This is a genomic window from Novosphingobium meiothermophilum, from assembly GCF_003171715.1.
Lineage (GTDB): Bacteria > Pseudomonadota > Alphaproteobacteria > Sphingomonadales > Sphingomonadaceae > Novosphingobium > Novosphingobium meiothermophilum.
In genome coordinates this window covers 657,751-675,010 of sequence record NZ_QGHL01000007.1, presented here as the reverse complement: position 1 = coordinate 675,010, position 17,260 = coordinate 657,751, and the positions used below count along the sequence as shown (strand labels likewise).

The following is a 17,260-nucleotide window of genomic DNA, read 5'->3' as shown; positions in this document are numbered from 1 at the left end:
ATGCGCATGGACATGCCACCCCTTGAGCCCGGTCTCTACATTGTCGCCACCCCGATTGGCAATCTCGGCGACATCACCCGTCGTGCGGTCGAAACGCTTGAACGCTGCGCGGTGGTTGCGTGCGAGGATACGCGCGTAACCGGCAAGTTGCTGAATCTTCTTGGTCTGCACAAGCCGATGCGGCGCTATGACGATCATGCAGGCGATGCCGCGCGTGAAGGATTGCTTGCCGAAATGGTCCATTCGGCGGTCGCGCTGGTATCGGATGCGGGAACGCCGCTGATTTCCGATCCGGGCTACCGGCTGGTCCGCGAGGCGCGGGCGCGCGGCATTGCGGTTACGTCCATTCCGGGACCAAGCGCTGTGATCACGGCGCTTTCGATGGCGGGACTGCCGACCGATCGCTTCCTCTTTGCAGGATTCCTGCCCGGCAAGGACAAGGCCCGCCGCGACGTTCTTGCCGAACTGGCAGCGGTTCCGGCTACGCTCGTGTTTTACGATACAGGACCGCGGCTGGTGGCATCGCTCGATGCCATCGCGCAGGGCTTGCCCGGACGCGAGGTTGCCGTGGCGCGCGAACTGACCAAGCTGCACGAGGAATGCCGCAGCGGAACCGCGCAGGCGCTTGCCGATCATTACCGGGCGTCTCCTGCCAAAGGCGAAATCGTGCTGCTCATCGCGCCGCCGGGGGTGCCTGTGGCGCCCGCTGAAGACCTGGTTGATGCCGAACTCGTTGCCGCGCTTGCCGTCATGTCGCCATCGCAGGCGGCCGGACAGGTGGCGAAGGCACACGGACTCGACCGCAAGGCGCTTTATGCGCGGGCGATGGAAATCAGGGCAGGGGCTGGCGCTGGCGTTGCAAGGGCAGGCGAGGCTTGAACCGGGCGCGGTCGGAGCGGCAGGGGCGGCGCGCCGAGGAACTGGCGGCATGGTGGCTGAGACTGAGCGGCTGGCGTATTCTTGCGCGCCGGGTGAAGCTGAAGGCTGGAGAAGTCGACATCGTCGCGCGCAAGGGGCGGACCGTGGCATTTGTCGAAGTGAAGTGGCGGCGCGATGCACGCGGGCTGGATGATGCGATCGATGCGCACCGGCTGCGGCGCGTGGCACGTGCTGCCGAGGCGCTGGCCAGCCGCTATGCGCTCGCGGGCGACGATCTGCGGATCGACGTTATCCTTCTTGCACCGTGGCGTTGGCCGCGCCACATGGCGAATGTCTGGCAGCCCTGAAGGCTGCGTTTGCGGGATGGTGGTGCATGGCCTTGCGTGTTGCGGTCCAGATGGACCCGCTTCAATCGATCAATATTGCCGGGGATTCGAGCTTTGCCCTGATGCTTTCGGCGCAAGCCCGCGGGCACGAGGTGTTTCACTACGATGTCGGCTCGCTCACGCTTGACGAGGACGACCGGCTGATTGCGCATGCCGTGCCGGTGAAGGTGCAGCGGGTCGTCGGGGATCATTTCAGCGCTGGCGCGACGCGCAGGCTTGATCTTGGCCGCGATGTCGACGTGGTTCTGATGCGGCAGGATCCGCCCTTCCACATGGGCTACATCACCGCGACCCACCTGCTTGAACGGATCGAGGGCGAGACGCTGGTGGTCAACAACCCGCGCAGCGTGCGCAACGCGCCCGAAAAGGTCATGGTGCTTGACTACCGCCGCTTCATGCCGCCCACGATCGTCACCCGGTCGGTCGATGAAGTGCGTGCCTTTCAGAAAAAGCACGGCGCGGTGGTGGTGAAGCCCATTCACGGCAACGGCGGGAAGGCGATTTTCCGGGTAGGGCCTGAGGGTGACAACCTTGGCGCACTGTTCGAGGTTTTCAACCTGACCTGGCCTGAGCCGCATATGGTGCAGGCATTCCTTCCCGAAGTGGCGAGCGGCGACAAACGCATCGTTCTGGTCGATGGCGAAGTGGCGGGCGCGATCAACCGCAAGCCGGGCGAGGGCGAGTTCCGTTCCAATCTGGCCGTCGGCGGTTATGCCGAAAAGACGGAACTGACCCCGCAGGAGCAGGAAATCTGCGCCGTGCTGGGTCCGCAGCTCAAGCGGCTGGGACTGATCTTTGTCGGGATCGATGTCATTGGCGGAAAGTGGCTGACCGAGATAAACGTGACATCGCCAACCGGAATTGTCGCCATCGACAGGTTCAACGGGACCGATACCGCGGGCATGATCTGGGACGCGATCGAGCGCCGATTGTGATCCGCATATCAGGGCGTGCAGGCCGTTGAACGAATGGATCGTCTGGCTGATCGAAGGAGGCGGCTATTGGGGCATCGCGTTCCTGATGGTCATCGAGAACGTGTTTCCGCCGATCCCTTCGGAAGTCATCATGGGGCTGGGCGGCATTGCCGTGGCACGGGGGCGGATGGAGTTCTGGCCGCTCATGGCAGCGGCCACGACCGGTTCGACACTTGGCAATTACGTCTGGTATCTGGTCGGCCGAAAGCTGGGGTATGAGCGCCTGCGCCCGCTGGTCGATCGCTTCGGCCGCTGGCTGACCATGGACTGGCAGGATGTGGAGGCCATCGTCCGCTTCTTCCGGCGTCATGGGCAATGGGTGGTTTTCGCGGTCCGGTTTGCGCCGTTCATGCGCACCATGATCTCGCTACCTGCGGGTCTCACCCGCATGGGCCACGTCCGTTTTCTGCTGTTCACTTTCGCGGGGGCAGCCATCTGGAATGCCGTTCTGGCAGGGGCAGGATATTTTCTTGGCCGCAATTTCAGTGAACTGGATCGTTTTACCGGGCCGGTCGCCACGGCGACGCTTGCGGTGGTGCTCGCCGGTTATCTCTGGCGGGTGGTGACGTGGAAGCCGAAGGGTGACGGCGGCGATGCTTGACAGCAGGGGACACCGCACCAATCACATAGCTGTCAGCGCCACGTTGGCATATCAAATCTATCAAACACAAAGGTATCAGCATTCATGGCAGCAAAGGCAGTATGCATCGTCACGCGCAGCGAAGAAGGGCGCGGCGCTTATGCGGTGCGGATGGACAACGACGAGAACGTCTATTTCCCGCTCAGTGTTACCGAGGCACTTGAACTTGAAGAGTTCGACGAGGTTGAGGCAATCCTGGTGAAGAACGACCGGCCCGATCCGCCATGGCGCGCGATCCGTGCGCGTCTGCCACTGAATGGCGAGGATGACTGAATGAGAAAAAAGCCCCCGTGGATGCGGGGGCTTTTCACTTTCAGCAGGGAAGGGCGTGTCATGCGTCTTTTGCCAGCCACTCTTCCAGCCACTTGATCGAATAGTCGCCGCTCAGGAAATCCGGCTCGCTCAGCAGGCGCTGGTGCAGCGGGATCGAGGTCTTCGGTCCTTCGATCACCATTTCCTCCAGCGCACGCTTCAGGCGCATGATGCAGCCTTCGCGGGTGCGGCCATAGACGATCAGCTTGGCGATCATCGAATCGTAGTATGGCGGTATGCGGTATCCGGCATAAAGGCCTGAATCGACGCGCACGTGCATGCCGCCCGCAGCGTGATAGCTCTTCACCAGCCCCGGCGAGGGTGCAAAGGTGAAGGGGTCTTCGGCATTGATGCGGCACTCTATGGCGTGCCCTTTGAACTCGATCTCCTCCTGCCTCACCGAAAGCGGCTTGCCATCGGCAATGCGGATCTGTTCTCGCACAAGGTCCACACCGGTTATCGCTTCCGTGACAGGATGCTCCACCTGAAGGCGGGTGTTCATCTCGATGAAGTAGAACTCGCCGTTCTCCCACAGGAACTCGATCGTTCCTGCGCCGCGATAGCCCATGTCGGCCATGGCCTTGGCCACGATCCCGCCCATGCGGCTGCGTTCTTCGGCCGAGATGACGGGCGAGGGTGCTTCTTCCAGAACCTTCTGGTGCCGGCGCTGAAGCGAACAGTCACGCTCGCCCAGATGGATCGCGTTGCCCCTGCCATCACCAAAGATCTGGAACTCGATATGGCGCGGATTGCCAAGATACTTCTCGATATAGACGGTCGCATCGCCGAACGCCGCCTTTGCCTCATTGCCTGCCTGCTGCATCAGCGTTTCGAGCTGGTCGGGGCTGTGGCACACCTTCATGCCGCGCCCGCCGCCGCCCGATGCGGCCTTGATGATCACCGGATAGCCCGCCGCCTCGGCAATTGCCTTGGCTTCGGCAAGATCGGATACCGCGCCGTCCGATCCGGGCACCAGCGGCAGGCCGAGCGCGCCTGCGGTGCGCTTGGCCTCGATCTTGTCGCCCATGGTGCGGATGTGTTCGGGCTTGGGGCCGATCCAGGTGATGTCGTGTGCTTCGACGATCTCGGCGAACTTGGCGTTTTCCGAAAGGAAGCCGTAGCCGGGGTGGATCGCGTCGGCATGGGTGATCTCGGCCGCCGAAATGATCGCCGCCACGTTTAGATAGCTGTCCTTGGCGGCAGGCGGGCCGATACAGACAGCATGATCGGCAAGGCGCACGTGCATTGCGTCGGCATCGGCCGTGGAATGCACTGCAACCGTCTCGATGCCCATTTCATGCGCGGCGCGATGGATGCGCAGCGCGATTTCGCCTCGGTTGGCGATAAGCAGGCGCTTGATGGCCATGAGCGGGCCTTTACGCGATCACGACCAGCGGCTGGTCGAACTCGACCGGCTGCGCGTTCTCGACGAGGATGGCCTTGACCACGCCCGCAGCAGGCGCGGTGATCGGGTTCATGACCTTCATCGCCTCGATAATGAGCAGCGTTTCCCCGGCCTTCACCGTCTGCCCCACCGTGACAAAGTTCGCCGCCCCCGGCTCTGGCGCAAGGTAGCAGGTGCCGACCATCGGAGATTTCACGGCGTCTGCGTGATCTGCGGCTGTCGGTGCCTGGGCCGCCGGAGCAGGCGCAGCGGCGGCGGAAGGTGCGGCGGCTGGTGCGGGTGCGGCTACGGCCACTTGTGCTACCGGGGCCGCGCTAATCTGGCGGGCGACGCGGATCTTGCGCTCGCCGTCTTCCACTTCGATCTCCGACAGGCCCGTTTCTGCCAGCAGCTCTGCCAGTTCACGCACCAGCGTGCTGTCGATCGCCATCTTCTCGGCCTTGTCGCCGCGCTCGTGACCCATGTTTTTCCTCGCGGATAAGAATGCGAATGGTGTTTCAGGCCCTGCGCCATGCCGCCAAGATGCAAGGCTGGCAAGGGGTGGCGGGGGCGGCGGGGTGGAAAAACCTTATGCCGCGAGGCCGGTCAGAGCAGCGCTGCCGCTTCAAGCGCGACAAGATAGCTGCCCGCGCCAAAGCCCGCGATCGTGCCTTTCGCTGCCATGCCCACATAGGAGCGATGGCGGAACCCCTCGCGTCGGTGGGGGTTGGACAGATGCACTTCGATCACCGGTACGGTGATGGCCTTGATCGCATCGTGGAGCGCGATGGACGTATGGGTATAGGCCCCGGCATTGAGCAGGACTGCCTTTGCGCCATCGGCCTGCGCTTCGTGCAGCCAGTCGACCAGATGGCCTTCATGGTTGGACTGGCGCATGTCGATCTCAAGGCCCAGGGTCCGCCCCCGATCTTCCAGCATCCCGGCGATGTCATCAAGCGTATCAGCGCCGTAAATATCCGGCTCGCGCAGACCAAGCAGGTTGAGGTTGGGGCCGTTGAGCACGAATACGGTCGCGCTCCGCGTGTCGTCGGACAGGCTCATGCAGTCACCTCGAAGATGTGGGGCTGCCGTGATAGCCGTTGTTCGGGGTGACGCAAGCCCGTGCTGCCGCGAAGCTCCTGATGGAGCAAGGTCAGCGGCGGGACGATATCGTGGGGGCAGGACTTTAACGTAGCCGAGGCATTATTGGCCTATGGCAGGGCTTTCCGGCACTTCGCTGCCGCCTTCGAAGCCGCCGTTGCCCGGATCCATATAGGGATTTGCATCCTGCTCATCGCCGAAGCCGGTGTCCGGGCCAAAGTTGGCGACTGCCGCCGGGTTTCCCTGTCGCACGGCATTGACAGCCTCGCGCGCACGCCGGTCGGCTGAAGCAGCCTTGGCTTCCACCGCGGCAAGGCGCGCTTCGATCTTCGGATCGGTCTCCTTGCCGCCGCAACCGGAAAGAACAGCAGACAGGGCCAGCAGGGCGCAGGCACCGATGCGCAGCCGTTCCGTCCCGGCAGATTTCGCCACCTGCATCGCACTGACAAGACTATTGCTCATGAGGCAGGGCATAGCAGACGGAAGTTACCAGAAACTAACCAAGTTCATACCCTGCCATAGGCGCTTTGCCGGACTAGCGATCGGTGCCTTTCGCCTTTCCCCACTGGCGCGCCGCCGTGTAGCCAAGGTATCCGGTGCCGAACAGCGCATAGAGCGGTTCCGGCAAGCCATGAAGATAGCCGTTGATTCCGGCCGCGATGTTCTGTGCCGCCTCAGGGCGGAAGGCCGCGATCAGGCCCATCGGCAATGACCAGAGCAGCATCACATACATCACATACATGAACCCCGGCCGCGCGCGGCTTGTCCAGGGATCGGTCGAGGATGCTTCCGTGACAATGGCCGACATGCGCGTGCGCAGAAGTTCCAGCTCCTGCGATCCTTCAAGCCGCAACAGCTCAAGCTTCGCCTTGTCGCGCGCCTCCTTGTCGGGAATCACCTTGTCGATGATTGCCGAAACCGGAGAAATAATCGCTTCGAGAATAGACATGACACCGCGTCCCTACCTGTCGAAAGACGCGTCATCAGATAATCAAATTGGTTCGTGTAGGAAAGCGCCACGCCATCGCGAGCGCTTTGCTTGGGCGGCAGCGGTGAGACACAGTGCGCCCTGATCCAGCAATTCGAGAAGAGAAGCGGACTTCGGGCTTCGGCAAAGCTCGTGCAGAATCGCACGCCCGCCGCGCCAGTCGAAGTAAATCCTGCCTGCCCGTGCCCGCGGCGCCAGTGAGGGAATAGTCCGTGATGTGTCGGCAATTTGGTCGGGACGAGAGGATTCGAACCTCCGACCCCCACACCCCCAGTGTGATGCGCTACCAGGCTGCGCTACGTCCCGACCGGAAGCGCGCCTATAGGCAGGGCTTGCGGGCTTGGCAAGCGGTCGATTTTGCAAAAGTCCGTGCCTTTCGCAAAAGGCCGCTGCGTTCACCATCACCGGACGGTTGCCGCCCATCGCATGGCGGTTCATTGCCTTGCCGCCGCCAAGCTGCTAACCGCCCCGCCTCGAAGGCAGCCGCGCCGGGCCGGGTGAAAACCGCTGCGGGCACGGTTGCAATCCCGCAGGTCCGATCCCAGAAACGGAACACATGATGTTAAGCACGCTTTCCGCCGCTGCCGCCAATGCCGGCCAGCCGCCCGCTTGGATGAGCTTCCTGCCGCTTGTGGCGATGGGCTTCATCTTCTGGTTCCTGATCCTGCGCCCGCAGATGCGCCAGCAGAAGGAGCACAAGGCCAAGATTGCCGCCATGAAGAAGGGCGACATGGTGGTCACGGCAGGCGGTCTCATCGGCAAGGTCGTCAAGCTCGACGATCACTATGTCGAACTTGAACTTGGCCCTAATGTTAAGGTCAAGGCCGTGCGTGCCACCATCGGTGACATTCTGCCGCCCCCCGGCAGTGCTCCTGCCAACGACTGATCCAACCTGATCCGAAAGCTGCCCGCCGATGCTCGATTTTCCGCGCTGGAAGGTGATCTGGCTCTGGTTCGTGACGATTGTCTGCGTTGCGGCCGCCATTCCTTCGCTTGCCTCCATGGCGGGCCTTTCCTGGCCTTCGTCGCTGCCTGAACCCAAAGTCAACCTCGGACTCGACCTCGCCGGCGGCAGCCACATCCTGCTTGAAGCCGATCCTGCGCAGGTGCGCCGCCAGCGTATCGAAGGCATGGAAGAATCGGTTCGGAACAAGTTGAAGCAGGAAAGCAAGCCGATCCGCATCGGCGACATTTCCAATCGCGATGGTGCGCTGACGTTCATCGTGGCCGATGCCACGCAGGTCGATGCCGCCCGCGAGGCAATCCTGCCGCTCACCAACGGGGCAGGGCTGACCGGACAGCGCGACTGGGACATCAACGTTTCGGATGGAAACCGCTTCGTGCTGACCCCCACCGAGGCAGGCATCAATCAGGCGGTGACGCAGGCCATGGATACGGCGGTCGAGGTGGTGCGCAAGCGCATCGATGCGCTGGGCACCAAGGAGCCGACCATCATCCGTTCCGGCCCCACGCGCATCGTCGTGCAGGTGCCGGGCCTTCAGGATCCGCAGGCGCTGAAGAACCTTCTGGGGCAGACCGCGAAGCTGGAGTTCAAGCTGGTCGATACCACCGCGCTGCCATCTGACGTGGCGCAGGGCATCGCGCCTCCGGGCAGCGAGATCGTGCCTTTCGCCAATCCTGCCGAGGGCGGGGGTGTTCCCGCCATCGCCGTCAAGCGGCTGGGCGGCATTCGCGGCGATCAGCTTACCAATGCCCAGCAGACCAATAACCAGCAGACCAACGAACCTGTCGTCAACATCACCTTCAACACTGAAGGCGGGGCCAAGTTCGCCAAGCTGACCACGCAGAACGTGGGCAAGCAGTTTGCGATCATCCTCGATGGCAAGGTGCTCTCTGCGCCAGTCATCAACGAACCGATCCTTGGCGGGAGCGCGATCATTTCGGGCCGCTTCACCACCGAAAGCGCCAACCAGCTTGCCATTTCGCTGCGTTCGGGCGCGCTGCCGGTGGATCTCAAGGTGGTGGAAGAGCGCACCGTTGGGCCTGATCTGGGAGCGGATTCGATCCGCAAGGGGATGATCGCGATGGGCGTGGGCACGCTTGCGCTGATCGTTTTCATTCTCGTCACCTACGGGCGTTTCGGCGTCTATGCCAACGTGGCGGTGATCCTGAACGTTCTGATGATCATCGGCATCATGGGGGTTATCGGCACCACGCTGACGCTGCCGGGCATTGCCGGCTTCGTGCTGACCATCGGCGCCGCGGTCGATGCCAACGTGCTCATCAACGAGCGCATCCGCGAGGAGCGGCATCGCGGCCGCAAGGTCGTGCAGGCCGTGGAGCTTGGCTATTCCGAAGCGAGCCGCGCCATCTTCGATGCCAACATCACCAACGTGATTGCCGCCGTTCTGATGTTTGCGTTCGGCTCAGGTCCGATCAAGGGCTTCGCTGTGGTGCTCATCATCGGCGTGATGACTTCGGTCTTCACGGCAGTCACCCTCACGCGCATGTGGGTGGCGCAGTGGCTGCGCCGCGCCCGTCCCACTGAAATCGCCCTGTAAGAGGAGGCAAATCCCGTGAAACTCCTCAAGCTTGTCCCCGACAACACGAACATCCAGTTCCTCAGGTGGCGTGTGCCCTTCTACATCGTCAGCATGCTGCTGATCGCGGCCTCGTGGGGGCTGGTGCTGTCGAAGGGGCTGAATCTCGGAGTCGATTTCATCGGCGGCCAGATGATTCGCGTCACGTTCGAACGCAGCGCAGAGGCGCCCGTTGCCGAATTGCGGCAGCAGGTGGGCAAGCTCGGCTATGGCGAGCCGGTGATCCAGCGCTTCGGCAAGCCGAACGAGATCTCGATCCGCATGAAGCTGCCCGAAGGGGCCGAAAGCGATGCCTCGCTCTCGGACAAGATGGCGCGCACGATCACCGCCGAGATCCGCAAGAACCACGCCGATGCGCGCATCGATGGCGTCGATTCCGTTTCGGGCAAGGTGTCCAAGGAACTGGGGTGGGATGCGTTCAAGGCGCTGGGCTTCGCCTCGATCGCGGTGGCAGCCTATATCTGGCTTCGCTTCGAATGGCAGTTCGGTGTGGGCGCGCTTTTCGCGCTCGTCCATGACGTGTCGCTTACGCTGGGCATGTTCGCGCTTACGGGGATGGAGTTCGATCTCAACATCGTGGCGGCTCTGCTCACGCTGATCGGGTATTCACTGAACGACACTATCGTCGTTTATGACCGTATCCGCGAAAACATGAAGAAGTTCCGCCGGATGCCCATGCCGGAACTGCTCGATCTGTCGGTGAACGAGACTCTGGCCCGCACCATCGTGACTTCGGTTTCGCTGCTGATCACGCTTGTTGCGCTTCTGCTGCTTGGCCCGGATGTGATCTTCGGCTTTACGGCGGCAATCACGCTCGGCATTTTCGTTGGCACCTACAGTTCGGTCTATATGGCCGCACCGATCCTGATCTGGCTAAAGGTCAATCCGAACAGCTTCGTTCCTACCGAAACGGCGCTGGAAAAGCAGGAGCGGCTGGCGCGCGAGAGGGCCTGACCTTCCTGGATGCGTCAAGGCCGGGCAGTTCCGGCGGACAGATGGATTTGAAGGCGGCGGTGAGGATCAGGCCCTTGCCGCCGCCTTTTCATACAATCCGGCGAGCGCTTCGGCATTTGCGCTCCAGCTGAAGCGCTCGGCATTGGCGGCGACGGCCTCCTGCGAGCGTGGATCGGCAAGGATTTCGGCAATGGCCTGCGCAATCGCTTCGGGGGTGCGCGCAGCGATCCGGCCGGCACTTGCATCGCACACGACCTCGCGCGCTCCGCCGACATCGGGAATGACCACTGGCGTCCCGCAGGCCAGCGCCTCGATCCAGGCATTGGCAAGTCCTTCGCGCTCGGACGGCAATACCATGACATCGGCCGCGCACAGGAGGTGCGGAAGAAGATCGTGGTCCACCGCGCCGATGATCTGGACCCGGTCCTCAAGCCCAAGCGCGCCCACCAGCGCGCGCAGCGCACCTTCCTCGCTGCCGCTTCCGGCAATGACCAGCCGCACATCGCCGGGCAGATGAGTGAGCGCGCGGATCGCCAGAGCCTGTCCCTTTACCGGGACGAGCGCCCCCACGCTGAGCAGCATCCGGCCTACTGACCAGACGTGCAGTGCCGGTATGGCCGAAATCAGTTGCCTTGCCCCGGCGCGCGGCAAAGGGCGGAAGCGTTCCCGGTCAAGTCCCGTGTAATGGACGGCGATTTTCTCTGCGGGCATTCCCATGTCGATCATGTCATGCGCGAGGGCGCGCGAAACCGCGAGCAGGACTGTCGCCTGTCGGGCTGCTTCGAGAATCTGGGGGCGCACCAGCTTGCGCGTGCCCCACAGATGAATGTCCGATCCGCGCGCCTTGATCGCAAGCGGAAGGCCAAGGCTCCGGGCAATGCTGGCGGCCGCCGGTCCATCGGGAAAGAAGAACTGCGCGTCCACCAGATCGAACGGGCCTTCGCCGTGCAGCCGCCGGGCCAGCGGGGCAATGGCCCGCGCGATGAGCCGTGGGTTGATCGGGCCGGAAAGGCCGGGCACCAGCGTGAAGCGCGGGTGATGGACGGTGATCGGCCCATGCGTTTCCATTTCGGGAATCGCATCGAGCGCGGCATAGCGCGCCATCCGCACCGGCGGCCTGCCGATCGGGTTGATGACAGTTACCTGCCAGTCGTCAAGGGCTGCCAGCGCCTCCATCTGCCGCGCCACGAAGCGGCCGAAGCCTGCGCGGCCCGGCGCGGGATAGAGCGTCGAGATTGAAAGAAGGCGTTTCAAGCGATTACAGCTTGCGCACGAGCATTTCGGCAAGGCCCAGCCATGCGGGCCGATCGATCACCACCTGCCGCTGGCCGGGGCCGGGCGGGAGCAGCGCCACCCGGCCATCGCGCTGGTCGATCAGGCGGCCGAAGACGAAGCGCCCGCCGGGGCGCGGCGCCAGCACGTCGCGGTTGAAGGCGCGGGCAAAATCATCGGGTTCGATCTGGCGCAGCCAGACCTGATCGCCTGCCCGATATTCGCCCGAACTCGCCTCTACCGCCATGGCCATGAGCCGCGCTGATCCATCGAGCGCTACCGGCAGGATCGCGTCCATCGGCCTTGCCAACGCTTCGGCACCCTGCGGCCCCAACCGGGCTACCATGCGTGCGGGGCTTTCCTCGTCAGCCTTGACCAGAAGCTGCGGATCCACCCCCAGCGCCGCGCCGATGCGGTTCATCCATGCCAGCGAGAGCGAGCGCATCCCCGTTTCCAGTCGGCCAATGGTCTGCGCGGTCGTTGGCGGATCACAGCGCGCCGCCACATCGGCAAGCGTCATGCCCTTCTGGCGCCGGATATCCCTTATGCGATTGATCATTTCCCGACCCGTTTAACCATAGCGGTGTTTTTTGCTTTCCTACAAACCGCAGGGCGACACAAGCCCCTTGAAGAGGAGGCATGGCACAAAGCGGCTGCGTTCCGCTTGCTGGCATTTGATTCCTGGTTCCGGCCGGATCGACTCCATCCTGTGGTTGAAATGCGTTTCGCCACGCGAAAGGACGCTGCCGCCACAGTAACAGATGCAACGAAAATGCTTTGATAAGCATCTGAAATTATGCCACCGCGAGGCCGATTTATCGCACTTCGGAGACGATGCGTATGACCTTCAACCTTACCCGCCGTTTCTTTGTGGGCTCGACGGCTATCACTGCCGCGGTAGCCTTGCGTCCCGGCCTTGCCTTCGCCGCGGCTCCCGTGTCGGAAGATGCCCGGCTCGATGCCCTGTTCACGCGCATCTTCAACGATCAGATGATGCTTTCGCCGCAGTATGCAACCTCGCTGGGGCTGGACAAGGGTGACATGGCATCGCTGCGCTTCAAGCTGGGCGACAACAGCGCTGCGGGGCGCGAAGCGTCGATCGCGCAGACAAGGCGCGCCTTGGCCGATCTTGCCAGAATCCGGCCCGACCGTCTTTCGCCGGCGATGAAGGTCAATCTTGATGTCGTTCGCTATCAGCTTGAACGGCGGCTCGATGGCCCGCGTCTGGGTGTCGACAATCCGCAGTCGCCCTATCGCATCACCCAGCGCTTTTGCGCGGCCTTCAGTGTTCCTGACTTCCTAGATTCGACCCACCCGGTTGAGAGTGTGGAGGATGCCGAGGCATATCTTGCGCGTCTTGCCATGCTGCCCGCAGCGATCGACAACGATATTGCCGAGCAACGCGAACAGGCCGGTAGAGGCATTCTCGCGCCTGCCTGGTCGCTTGATCTTGCGCTTCTGCAATTGCGCAAGCTGCGCAGCCCGCAGCCGGGCGATTCCTTGATGGTGCAGTCGCTTGTCCGTCGTGCCGCCCGCAAGGGGATTTCTGGCGACTGGCAGCGCCGCGCCGAGGAGACCGTGCGGGATGGGGTCTATCCGGCGATTGATCGCCAGATTGCTCTGCTTGAGCAGTTGAAGCCGACCAGTGCGGCCGGTGATGGTGCCTGGCGCATTCCGCGCGGGGATGAAATCTATGCGGCTGCCTTGCGACAGGCGACGACCACCGACTACTCGCCTGAGGAAGTCCATCGGATCGGTCTTGAACAGGTTGCCGCATTGACCGCCCAACTTGATGAGGTGCTGAAGGCAGCAGGATATACCAAGGGCACCGTCGGCGAACGTCTTGCCGCGCTGAATACCCTGCCGGAACAGCTTTATGCCGATACGCTGGAAGGACGGGCCGCGCTGATTGCCAGCCTCAACGCCGGGGTGGCCAAGATGAATGCCCTGCTGCCGCGCGCCTTTGCCACCTTGCCCGATCAGCCGCTCGAAATCCGCGCGGTGCCGGTCGAGATCCAGGACGGGGCGGCAAACGGCTATTATTATGCCGCTTCGCTGGATGGCACGCGTCCTGCAATCTACTGGATCAATCTCAAGGAAGTATCCGACTGGCCGAAATATTCGCTGCCTTCGCTGACCTATCATGAAGGCACGCCCGGCCATCATCTCCAGATCAGCCTCGCCCAGCGTTCAACCAGCATTCCGCTGATCCGCAAGACTGGCGGGTTCTCGGCCTACTCGGAAGGCTGGGCGCTCTATTCCGAGCAGGTAGCCGATGAACTGGGCGCCTATGACGGAGTCGAGAAGGCCGGCTATCTCCAGTCCTTCCTGTTCCGTGCCACGCGTCTTGTCGTCGATACGGGACTGCACACAAAACGCTGGAGCCGCGAGCAGGCAACGGACTATATGGTTAGGACTACCGGTTTCACCCGTCCGCGCACCCTGCGCGAGGTGGAGCGCTACTGCACCTCGATCGGGCAGGCGTGCAGCTACAAGATCGGGCACATCGCGTGGCTGCGGGCGCGGGAAAAGGCGCAGAAAGCGCTCGGCAACCGGTTTGACATCCGGCAGTTTCACGAAGTGTTGCTCGAAGGCGCAATGCCACTTTCGATACTCGAAAAGCGGATCGAGGAGCGCACGGCAGCCCTGCTGAAAGCCTGACGTCCGCGCGTCGCGCCTCCGCGTCGATGCGGAGGCGCTTCAGGCTGCCTTGAAGGAAATGTCAGCCCTCGGTCATTTCCGCCAGCATCAGCCAGCGCTCCTCGGCCGCTTCCTTTTCGGCGCGCACCTTCTGGAGTGCTGTCATGAGGGCATCGAACTTCTTCGGATCCTTCGCGTAAAGGTCCGGGTCGGCCAGTTGGGCTTCGCCGCGCGCAATCGCTGCGTCGAGTTCCTCGATCCGTGCGGGCAACAGTTCGTAGTCCCGCTGGTCCTTGTAGGACAGTTTGCCCTTCTTTGCGGGCGGTGCGGGCAAGGGGGCTGTTGGCGCAGCGCTGGTCGCTTTCTCTCCTCCGCTTTTTGCGACAGGTTTGCCCGCCTCGCGCTGCTTCCTGATCTTTTCCCAATCGGCATAGCCGCCCGCGACAATATCAACGCGGCCCGAACCGTCCATGCCCAGCGTGATCGTGACCGTCCGGTCAAGAAAGTCGCGGTCGTGGCTGACAATCAGGACCGTTCCGTCATAGTCCGCTATCACCTCCTGCAAGAGGTCGAGCGTTTCCAGATCGAGGTCATTGGTCGGCTCGTCGAGCACGAGCAGGTTCGATTTGCGCGCGAACTCACGCGCCAGCAGCAGGCGCGAACGTTCCCCCCCTGACAGCGTCCCCACCCGCGCTTCGACCAGGCCGGGGTCGAACAGGAAGTCCTTGAGATAGCCCTGGATGTGCTTGCGCACACCGCGCACGTCGATCCAGTCGCTGCCATCGGCAAGCACGTCGCGGACACGCTTTTCCGGGGCCATCAGGCTGCGTTGCTGATCGATCATGACGCCTTGCAGCGTCTTGGCGAGGGTTATCGTGCCGCTGTCGGGGGCCAGTTCTCCGGTGAGCAGCTTGAGCAGGGTGGTCTTGCCTGCGCCGTTTGCCCCGACCACGCCGATGCGGTCCTTGCGCGTGATGCGCAGGGTGAAGTCCCTGACGATGGGCCGGTCGCCGAACGACTTGCTCACCTTGTCGGCCACGATCACGGCCTTGCTCCTGGCTTCGTCGTCGCTTGCCAGTGCCAGTTTCGCGGTGCCCTGCGGATTGAGCATGGCTGCGCGCTGGGCGCGCATCTCGTAAAGCTTCTCCAGCCGTCCCATGTTCCGCTTGCGCCGCGCGGTAACGCCCCGCTCAAGCCAGTGCGCTTCGATCTTCAGCTTGGCGTCCAGCTTGTCGGCAGCGCGGGCCTCTTCGGCATAGACCTGCTCCATCCAAGCCTCGTAGCCGCCAAAGCCGATCTCCTTGCGGCGCAGCGATCCCCGGTCCAGCCAGAGCGTCGCCTTGGTCAGGCGTTCCAGAAACGTGCGGTCATGACTGATGACCACGAAGGCCCCGCGATAGCGCTGGAGCCAGTCTTCCAGCCAGTCGATCGCCGCAAGATCAAGATGGTTGGTCGGCTCGTCCAGCAGCAGCAGGTCAGGCTCGCTCGCCAAGGCGCGGGCCAAGGCCGCGCGGCGCCGTTCGCCCCCGCTGGCGCTGTCGGCCTTGCGGCTCATGTCGATGCCGAGCTGTCCGGCAATGGCTTCCACCTCGTGACGGGGCGGAGCGTCCTTGCCCGAAAGCGCAAAGTCCATCAGTGTGTCGAAGCCGGTGAAGAACGGATCCTGTTCCAGCGTCACGATACGCGTGCCGGGCTGGATGGAGCGGGTGCCGCGGTCAGCCTCGATCTGTCCGCCCAGCAGTTTGAGCAGCGTGGTCTTGCCCGCGCCGTTGCGCCCGATCAGGGCCAGCCTGTCGCGCTGCTGGATGTGAATATCGAGATTCTGGAAGAGCCAGCCATTGCCCTGAAGCAGGCCAAGCCCTTCCCAACTGAGTATTGGTGCCGCCATGGCGCGCGCTTAGCGGCCCTGGGCATCATGCGCAACGCAAGAGGGGACTTCAGGCGCAACGTGGCTGCATCCTCACGCACACCTTCTTTGCATTCACACCTTGTTCAAGGCCGCAGGCTTAGGCATTGGCGCATCATGCTTCGCTCCCTTCTTCTTCTCATGGCCGTGCTTGGTGCATATCCGGTGCCGATTTCGGCGCAGCAGCGTCCGGACGAGCAGAACGAGGCACGGCGCGATCTGCGCGCGGGGGCGGTGCGTTCCCTGCGCGATATAGAGCGGCGGATTTTGCCGACCAAGCCGGGGATGCAGTATCTTGGCCCCGAATATGATCCGACAGCGATGGTCTATCGCCTCAAGTTCATCCGCGATGGCCGCGTGATGTTCGTCGATGTCGATGCGCGAACCGGGCAGGTGCTGGGCGAAAGCCGGTAACAGGCCCGGTTGCGCGCGCGGTTCCTGAACCGGTTCATAAGCCCGTGTTCCTTGACCGTTCAGGTTTCCCGTCCCATTTACCGCTTCACATGATCGCGCTCGTCGGGCGCGCAGCAAGGGGCAAGAGATGCGCATTCTGATCGTCGAGGATGAACCCACGCTCGGCAGGCAGCTCAAGAACACGCTCGAACACAATGGCTATGCGGTCGATCTGTCGACCGATGGTGAAGACGGGCATTTCATGGGCTCTACCGAGGATTACGATGCGGTGATTCTCGACCTCGGCCTTCCCGAAATCGACGGGCTGACCGTGCTCGGCATGTGGCGCAAGGAAGGCCGAAAGTTTCCCGTGCTCGTTCTTACCGCGCGCGACAGCTGGTCCGACAAGGTCGCGGGGCTTGATGCCGGAGCCGACGACTATCTTGCCAAGCCTTTCCAGACCGAGGAACTGATTGCCCGCCTGCGCGCCCTGATCCGGCGTGCATCGGGCAATTCGTCATCCGAACTGACCGCAGGTGACGTGCGCCTTGATACGCGCTCCGGCCGCGTCACGCTCAAGGGTGAGCCGGTCAAGCTTACCGCGCAGGAATACAAGCTCCTGTCCTATCTCCTGCATCACAAGGGCAAGGTCGTCAGCCGCACCGAACTGATAGAGCACATTTACGATCAGGACTTCGACCGCGATTCCAACACGATCGAGGTGTTTGTCACGCGCATCCGCAAGAAGCTGGGGCCTGATGTGATCACCACGATCCGCGGGCTTGGCTACAGTCTCGACGATCCGGCAGAACCGGCCCGCGGATAAGGGCGGCCCTGCGCGGTGCCCGAAAGGCCGGTGACACCCCCATT

General features: G+C 62.9%; 19 protein-coding genes and 1 tRNA gene. 11 read left to right on the top strand and 9 right to left on the bottom strand.

What is annotated here, in order from left to right; genetic code table 11:
• Positions 1-6: 6 nt before the first annotated feature.
• From rsmI to DKM43_RS07205, 5 genes are all read left to right on the top strand, one after another.
• Entirely contained in the window at positions 7-879 is an 873-nt protein-coding gene (rsmI, locus tag DKM43_RS07225) for a 16S rRNA (cytidine(1402)-2'-O)-methyltransferase (RefSeq protein ID WP_109798062.1), read from the top strand.
• Positions 876-1,226, top strand: a complete 351-nt coding sequence (locus DKM43_RS07220; RefSeq protein WP_109797748.1) for a YraN family protein — start codon at positions 876-878, stop codon at positions 1,224-1,226. The genes rsmI and DKM43_RS07220 overlap by 4 nt, the downstream gene beginning before the upstream one ends.
• A 26-nt stretch (positions 1,227-1,252) precedes the next feature.
• Positions 1,253-2,200 carry a glutathione synthase gene (gene gshB / locus DKM43_RS07215; RefSeq protein ID WP_109797747.1) on the top strand — a complete coding sequence of 316 codons (948 nt, stop codon included), beginning with the start codon at positions 1,253-1,255 and terminating at the stop codon, positions 2,198-2,200.
• A gap of 25 nt (positions 2,201-2,225) precedes the next feature.
• A complete protein-coding gene (locus tag DKM43_RS07210; protein ID WP_109797746.1) occupies positions 2,226-2,840 on the top strand; it encodes a DedA family protein in 615 nt (204 codons plus the stop codon).
• Positions 2,841-2,924: 84 nt separating this feature from the next.
• Entirely contained in the window at positions 2,925-3,152 is a 228-nt protein-coding gene (locus DKM43_RS07205; RefSeq protein ID WP_109797745.1) for a hypothetical protein, read from the top strand.
• A gap of 58 nt (positions 3,153-3,210) precedes the next feature.
• Here the strand turns inward: DKM43_RS07205 and accC are convergent, their stop codons facing one another.
• From accC to DKM43_RS07175, 6 genes are all read right to left on the bottom strand, one after another.
• Complete coding sequence (accC, locus tag DKM43_RS07200; RefSeq protein WP_109797744.1) at positions 3,211-4,557, bottom strand: acetyl-CoA carboxylase biotin carboxylase subunit; 1,347 nt, start codon at positions 4,555-4,557, stop codon at positions 3,211-3,213.
• A 10-nt stretch (positions 4,558-4,567) separates the two neighbouring features.
• On the bottom strand, positions 4,568-5,059 hold the full coding sequence (gene accB, locus DKM43_RS07195) for an acetyl-CoA carboxylase biotin carboxyl carrier protein (protein WP_109797743.1): 492 nt from the start codon (positions 5,057-5,059) through the stop codon (positions 4,568-4,570).
• A 122-nt stretch (positions 5,060-5,181) separates the two neighbouring features.
• Positions 5,182-5,637, bottom strand: a complete 456-nt coding sequence (gene aroQ / locus DKM43_RS07190) for a type II 3-dehydroquinate dehydratase (RefSeq protein WP_109797742.1) — start codon at positions 5,635-5,637, stop codon at positions 5,182-5,184.
• Positions 5,638-5,778: 141 nt separating this feature from the next.
• Positions 5,779-6,138, bottom strand: coding sequence for a hypothetical protein (locus DKM43_RS07185; RefSeq protein WP_145960483.1), 360 nt, complete (start codon positions 6,136-6,138; stop codon positions 5,779-5,781).
• Positions 6,139-6,211: 73 nt separating this feature from the next.
• On the bottom strand, positions 6,212-6,625 hold the full coding sequence (locus tag DKM43_RS07180; RefSeq protein ID WP_109797740.1) for a holin family protein: 414 nt from the start codon (positions 6,623-6,625) through the stop codon (positions 6,212-6,214).
• 268 nt (positions 6,626-6,893) lie between these two features.
• Positions 6,894-6,970 (bottom strand) — tRNA-Pro (locus tag DKM43_RS07175).
• Positions 6,971-7,220: 250 nt separating this feature from the next.
• Here DKM43_RS07175 and yajC point away from each other — a divergent pair.
• Genes yajC through secF form a run of 3 tightly spaced genes read left to right on the top strand, consistent with a single transcriptional unit; the run spans position 7,221 to position 10,179 of the window.
• Positions 7,221-7,550, top strand: coding sequence for a preprotein translocase subunit YajC (gene yajC / locus DKM43_RS07170; protein WP_109797739.1), 330 nt, complete (start codon positions 7,221-7,223; stop codon positions 7,548-7,550).
• 28 nt (positions 7,551-7,578) lie between these two features.
• Positions 7,579-9,186 carry a protein translocase subunit SecD gene (secD, locus tag DKM43_RS07165; RefSeq protein WP_109797738.1) on the top strand — a complete coding sequence of 536 codons (1,608 nt, stop codon included), beginning with the start codon at positions 7,579-7,581 and terminating at the stop codon, positions 9,184-9,186.
• Between the two features lie 15 nt (positions 9,187-9,201).
• On the top strand, positions 9,202-10,179 hold the full coding sequence (gene secF / locus DKM43_RS07160; protein WP_109797737.1) for a protein translocase subunit SecF: 978 nt from the start codon (positions 9,202-9,204) through the stop codon (positions 10,177-10,179).
• A gap of 66 nt (positions 10,180-10,245) precedes the next feature.
• Here the strand turns inward: secF and DKM43_RS07155 are convergent, their stop codons facing one another.
• Together DKM43_RS07155 and DKM43_RS07150 are read right to left on the bottom strand one after the other, a co-directional pair.
• The gene (locus tag DKM43_RS07155) at positions 10,246-11,433 is read right to left on the bottom strand and encodes a glycosyltransferase (RefSeq protein WP_109797736.1); all 1,188 of its coding nucleotides are present in this window, start codon (positions 11,431-11,433) and stop codon (positions 10,246-10,248) included.
• Between the two features lie 4 nt (positions 11,434-11,437).
• On the bottom strand, positions 11,438-12,010 hold the full coding sequence (locus DKM43_RS07150; RefSeq protein WP_109797735.1) for a helix-turn-helix domain-containing protein: 573 nt from the start codon (positions 12,008-12,010) through the stop codon (positions 11,438-11,440).
• A gap of 275 nt (positions 12,011-12,285) precedes the next feature.
• Between DKM43_RS07150 and DKM43_RS07145 the strand changes: the two genes are divergently transcribed.
• Positions 12,286-14,112: a DUF885 domain-containing protein gene (locus DKM43_RS07145; RefSeq protein ID WP_236632431.1), complete on the top strand. Its 1,827-nt coding sequence runs from the start codon at positions 12,286-12,288 to the stop codon at positions 14,110-14,112.
• A gap of 61 nt (positions 14,113-14,173) precedes the next feature.
• Here the strand turns inward: DKM43_RS07145 and DKM43_RS07140 are convergent, their stop codons facing one another.
• Entirely contained in the window at positions 14,174-15,979 is a 1,806-nt protein-coding gene (locus tag DKM43_RS07140; RefSeq protein WP_109797733.1) for an ABC-F family ATP-binding cassette domain-containing protein, read from the bottom strand.
• Positions 15,980-16,114: 135 nt separating this feature from the next.
• Between DKM43_RS07140 and DKM43_RS07135 the strand changes: the two genes are divergently transcribed.
• On the top strand, positions 16,115-16,411 hold the full coding sequence (locus tag DKM43_RS07135; RefSeq protein WP_109797732.1) for a PepSY domain-containing protein: 297 nt from the start codon (positions 16,115-16,117) through the stop codon (positions 16,409-16,411).
• 127 nt (positions 16,412-16,538) lie between these two features.
• On the top strand, positions 16,539-17,216 hold the full coding sequence (locus DKM43_RS07130; protein ID WP_109797731.1) for a response regulator transcription factor: 678 nt from the start codon (positions 16,539-16,541) through the stop codon (positions 17,214-17,216).
• The last annotated feature ends 44 nt before the right edge of the window (positions 17,217-17,260 follow it).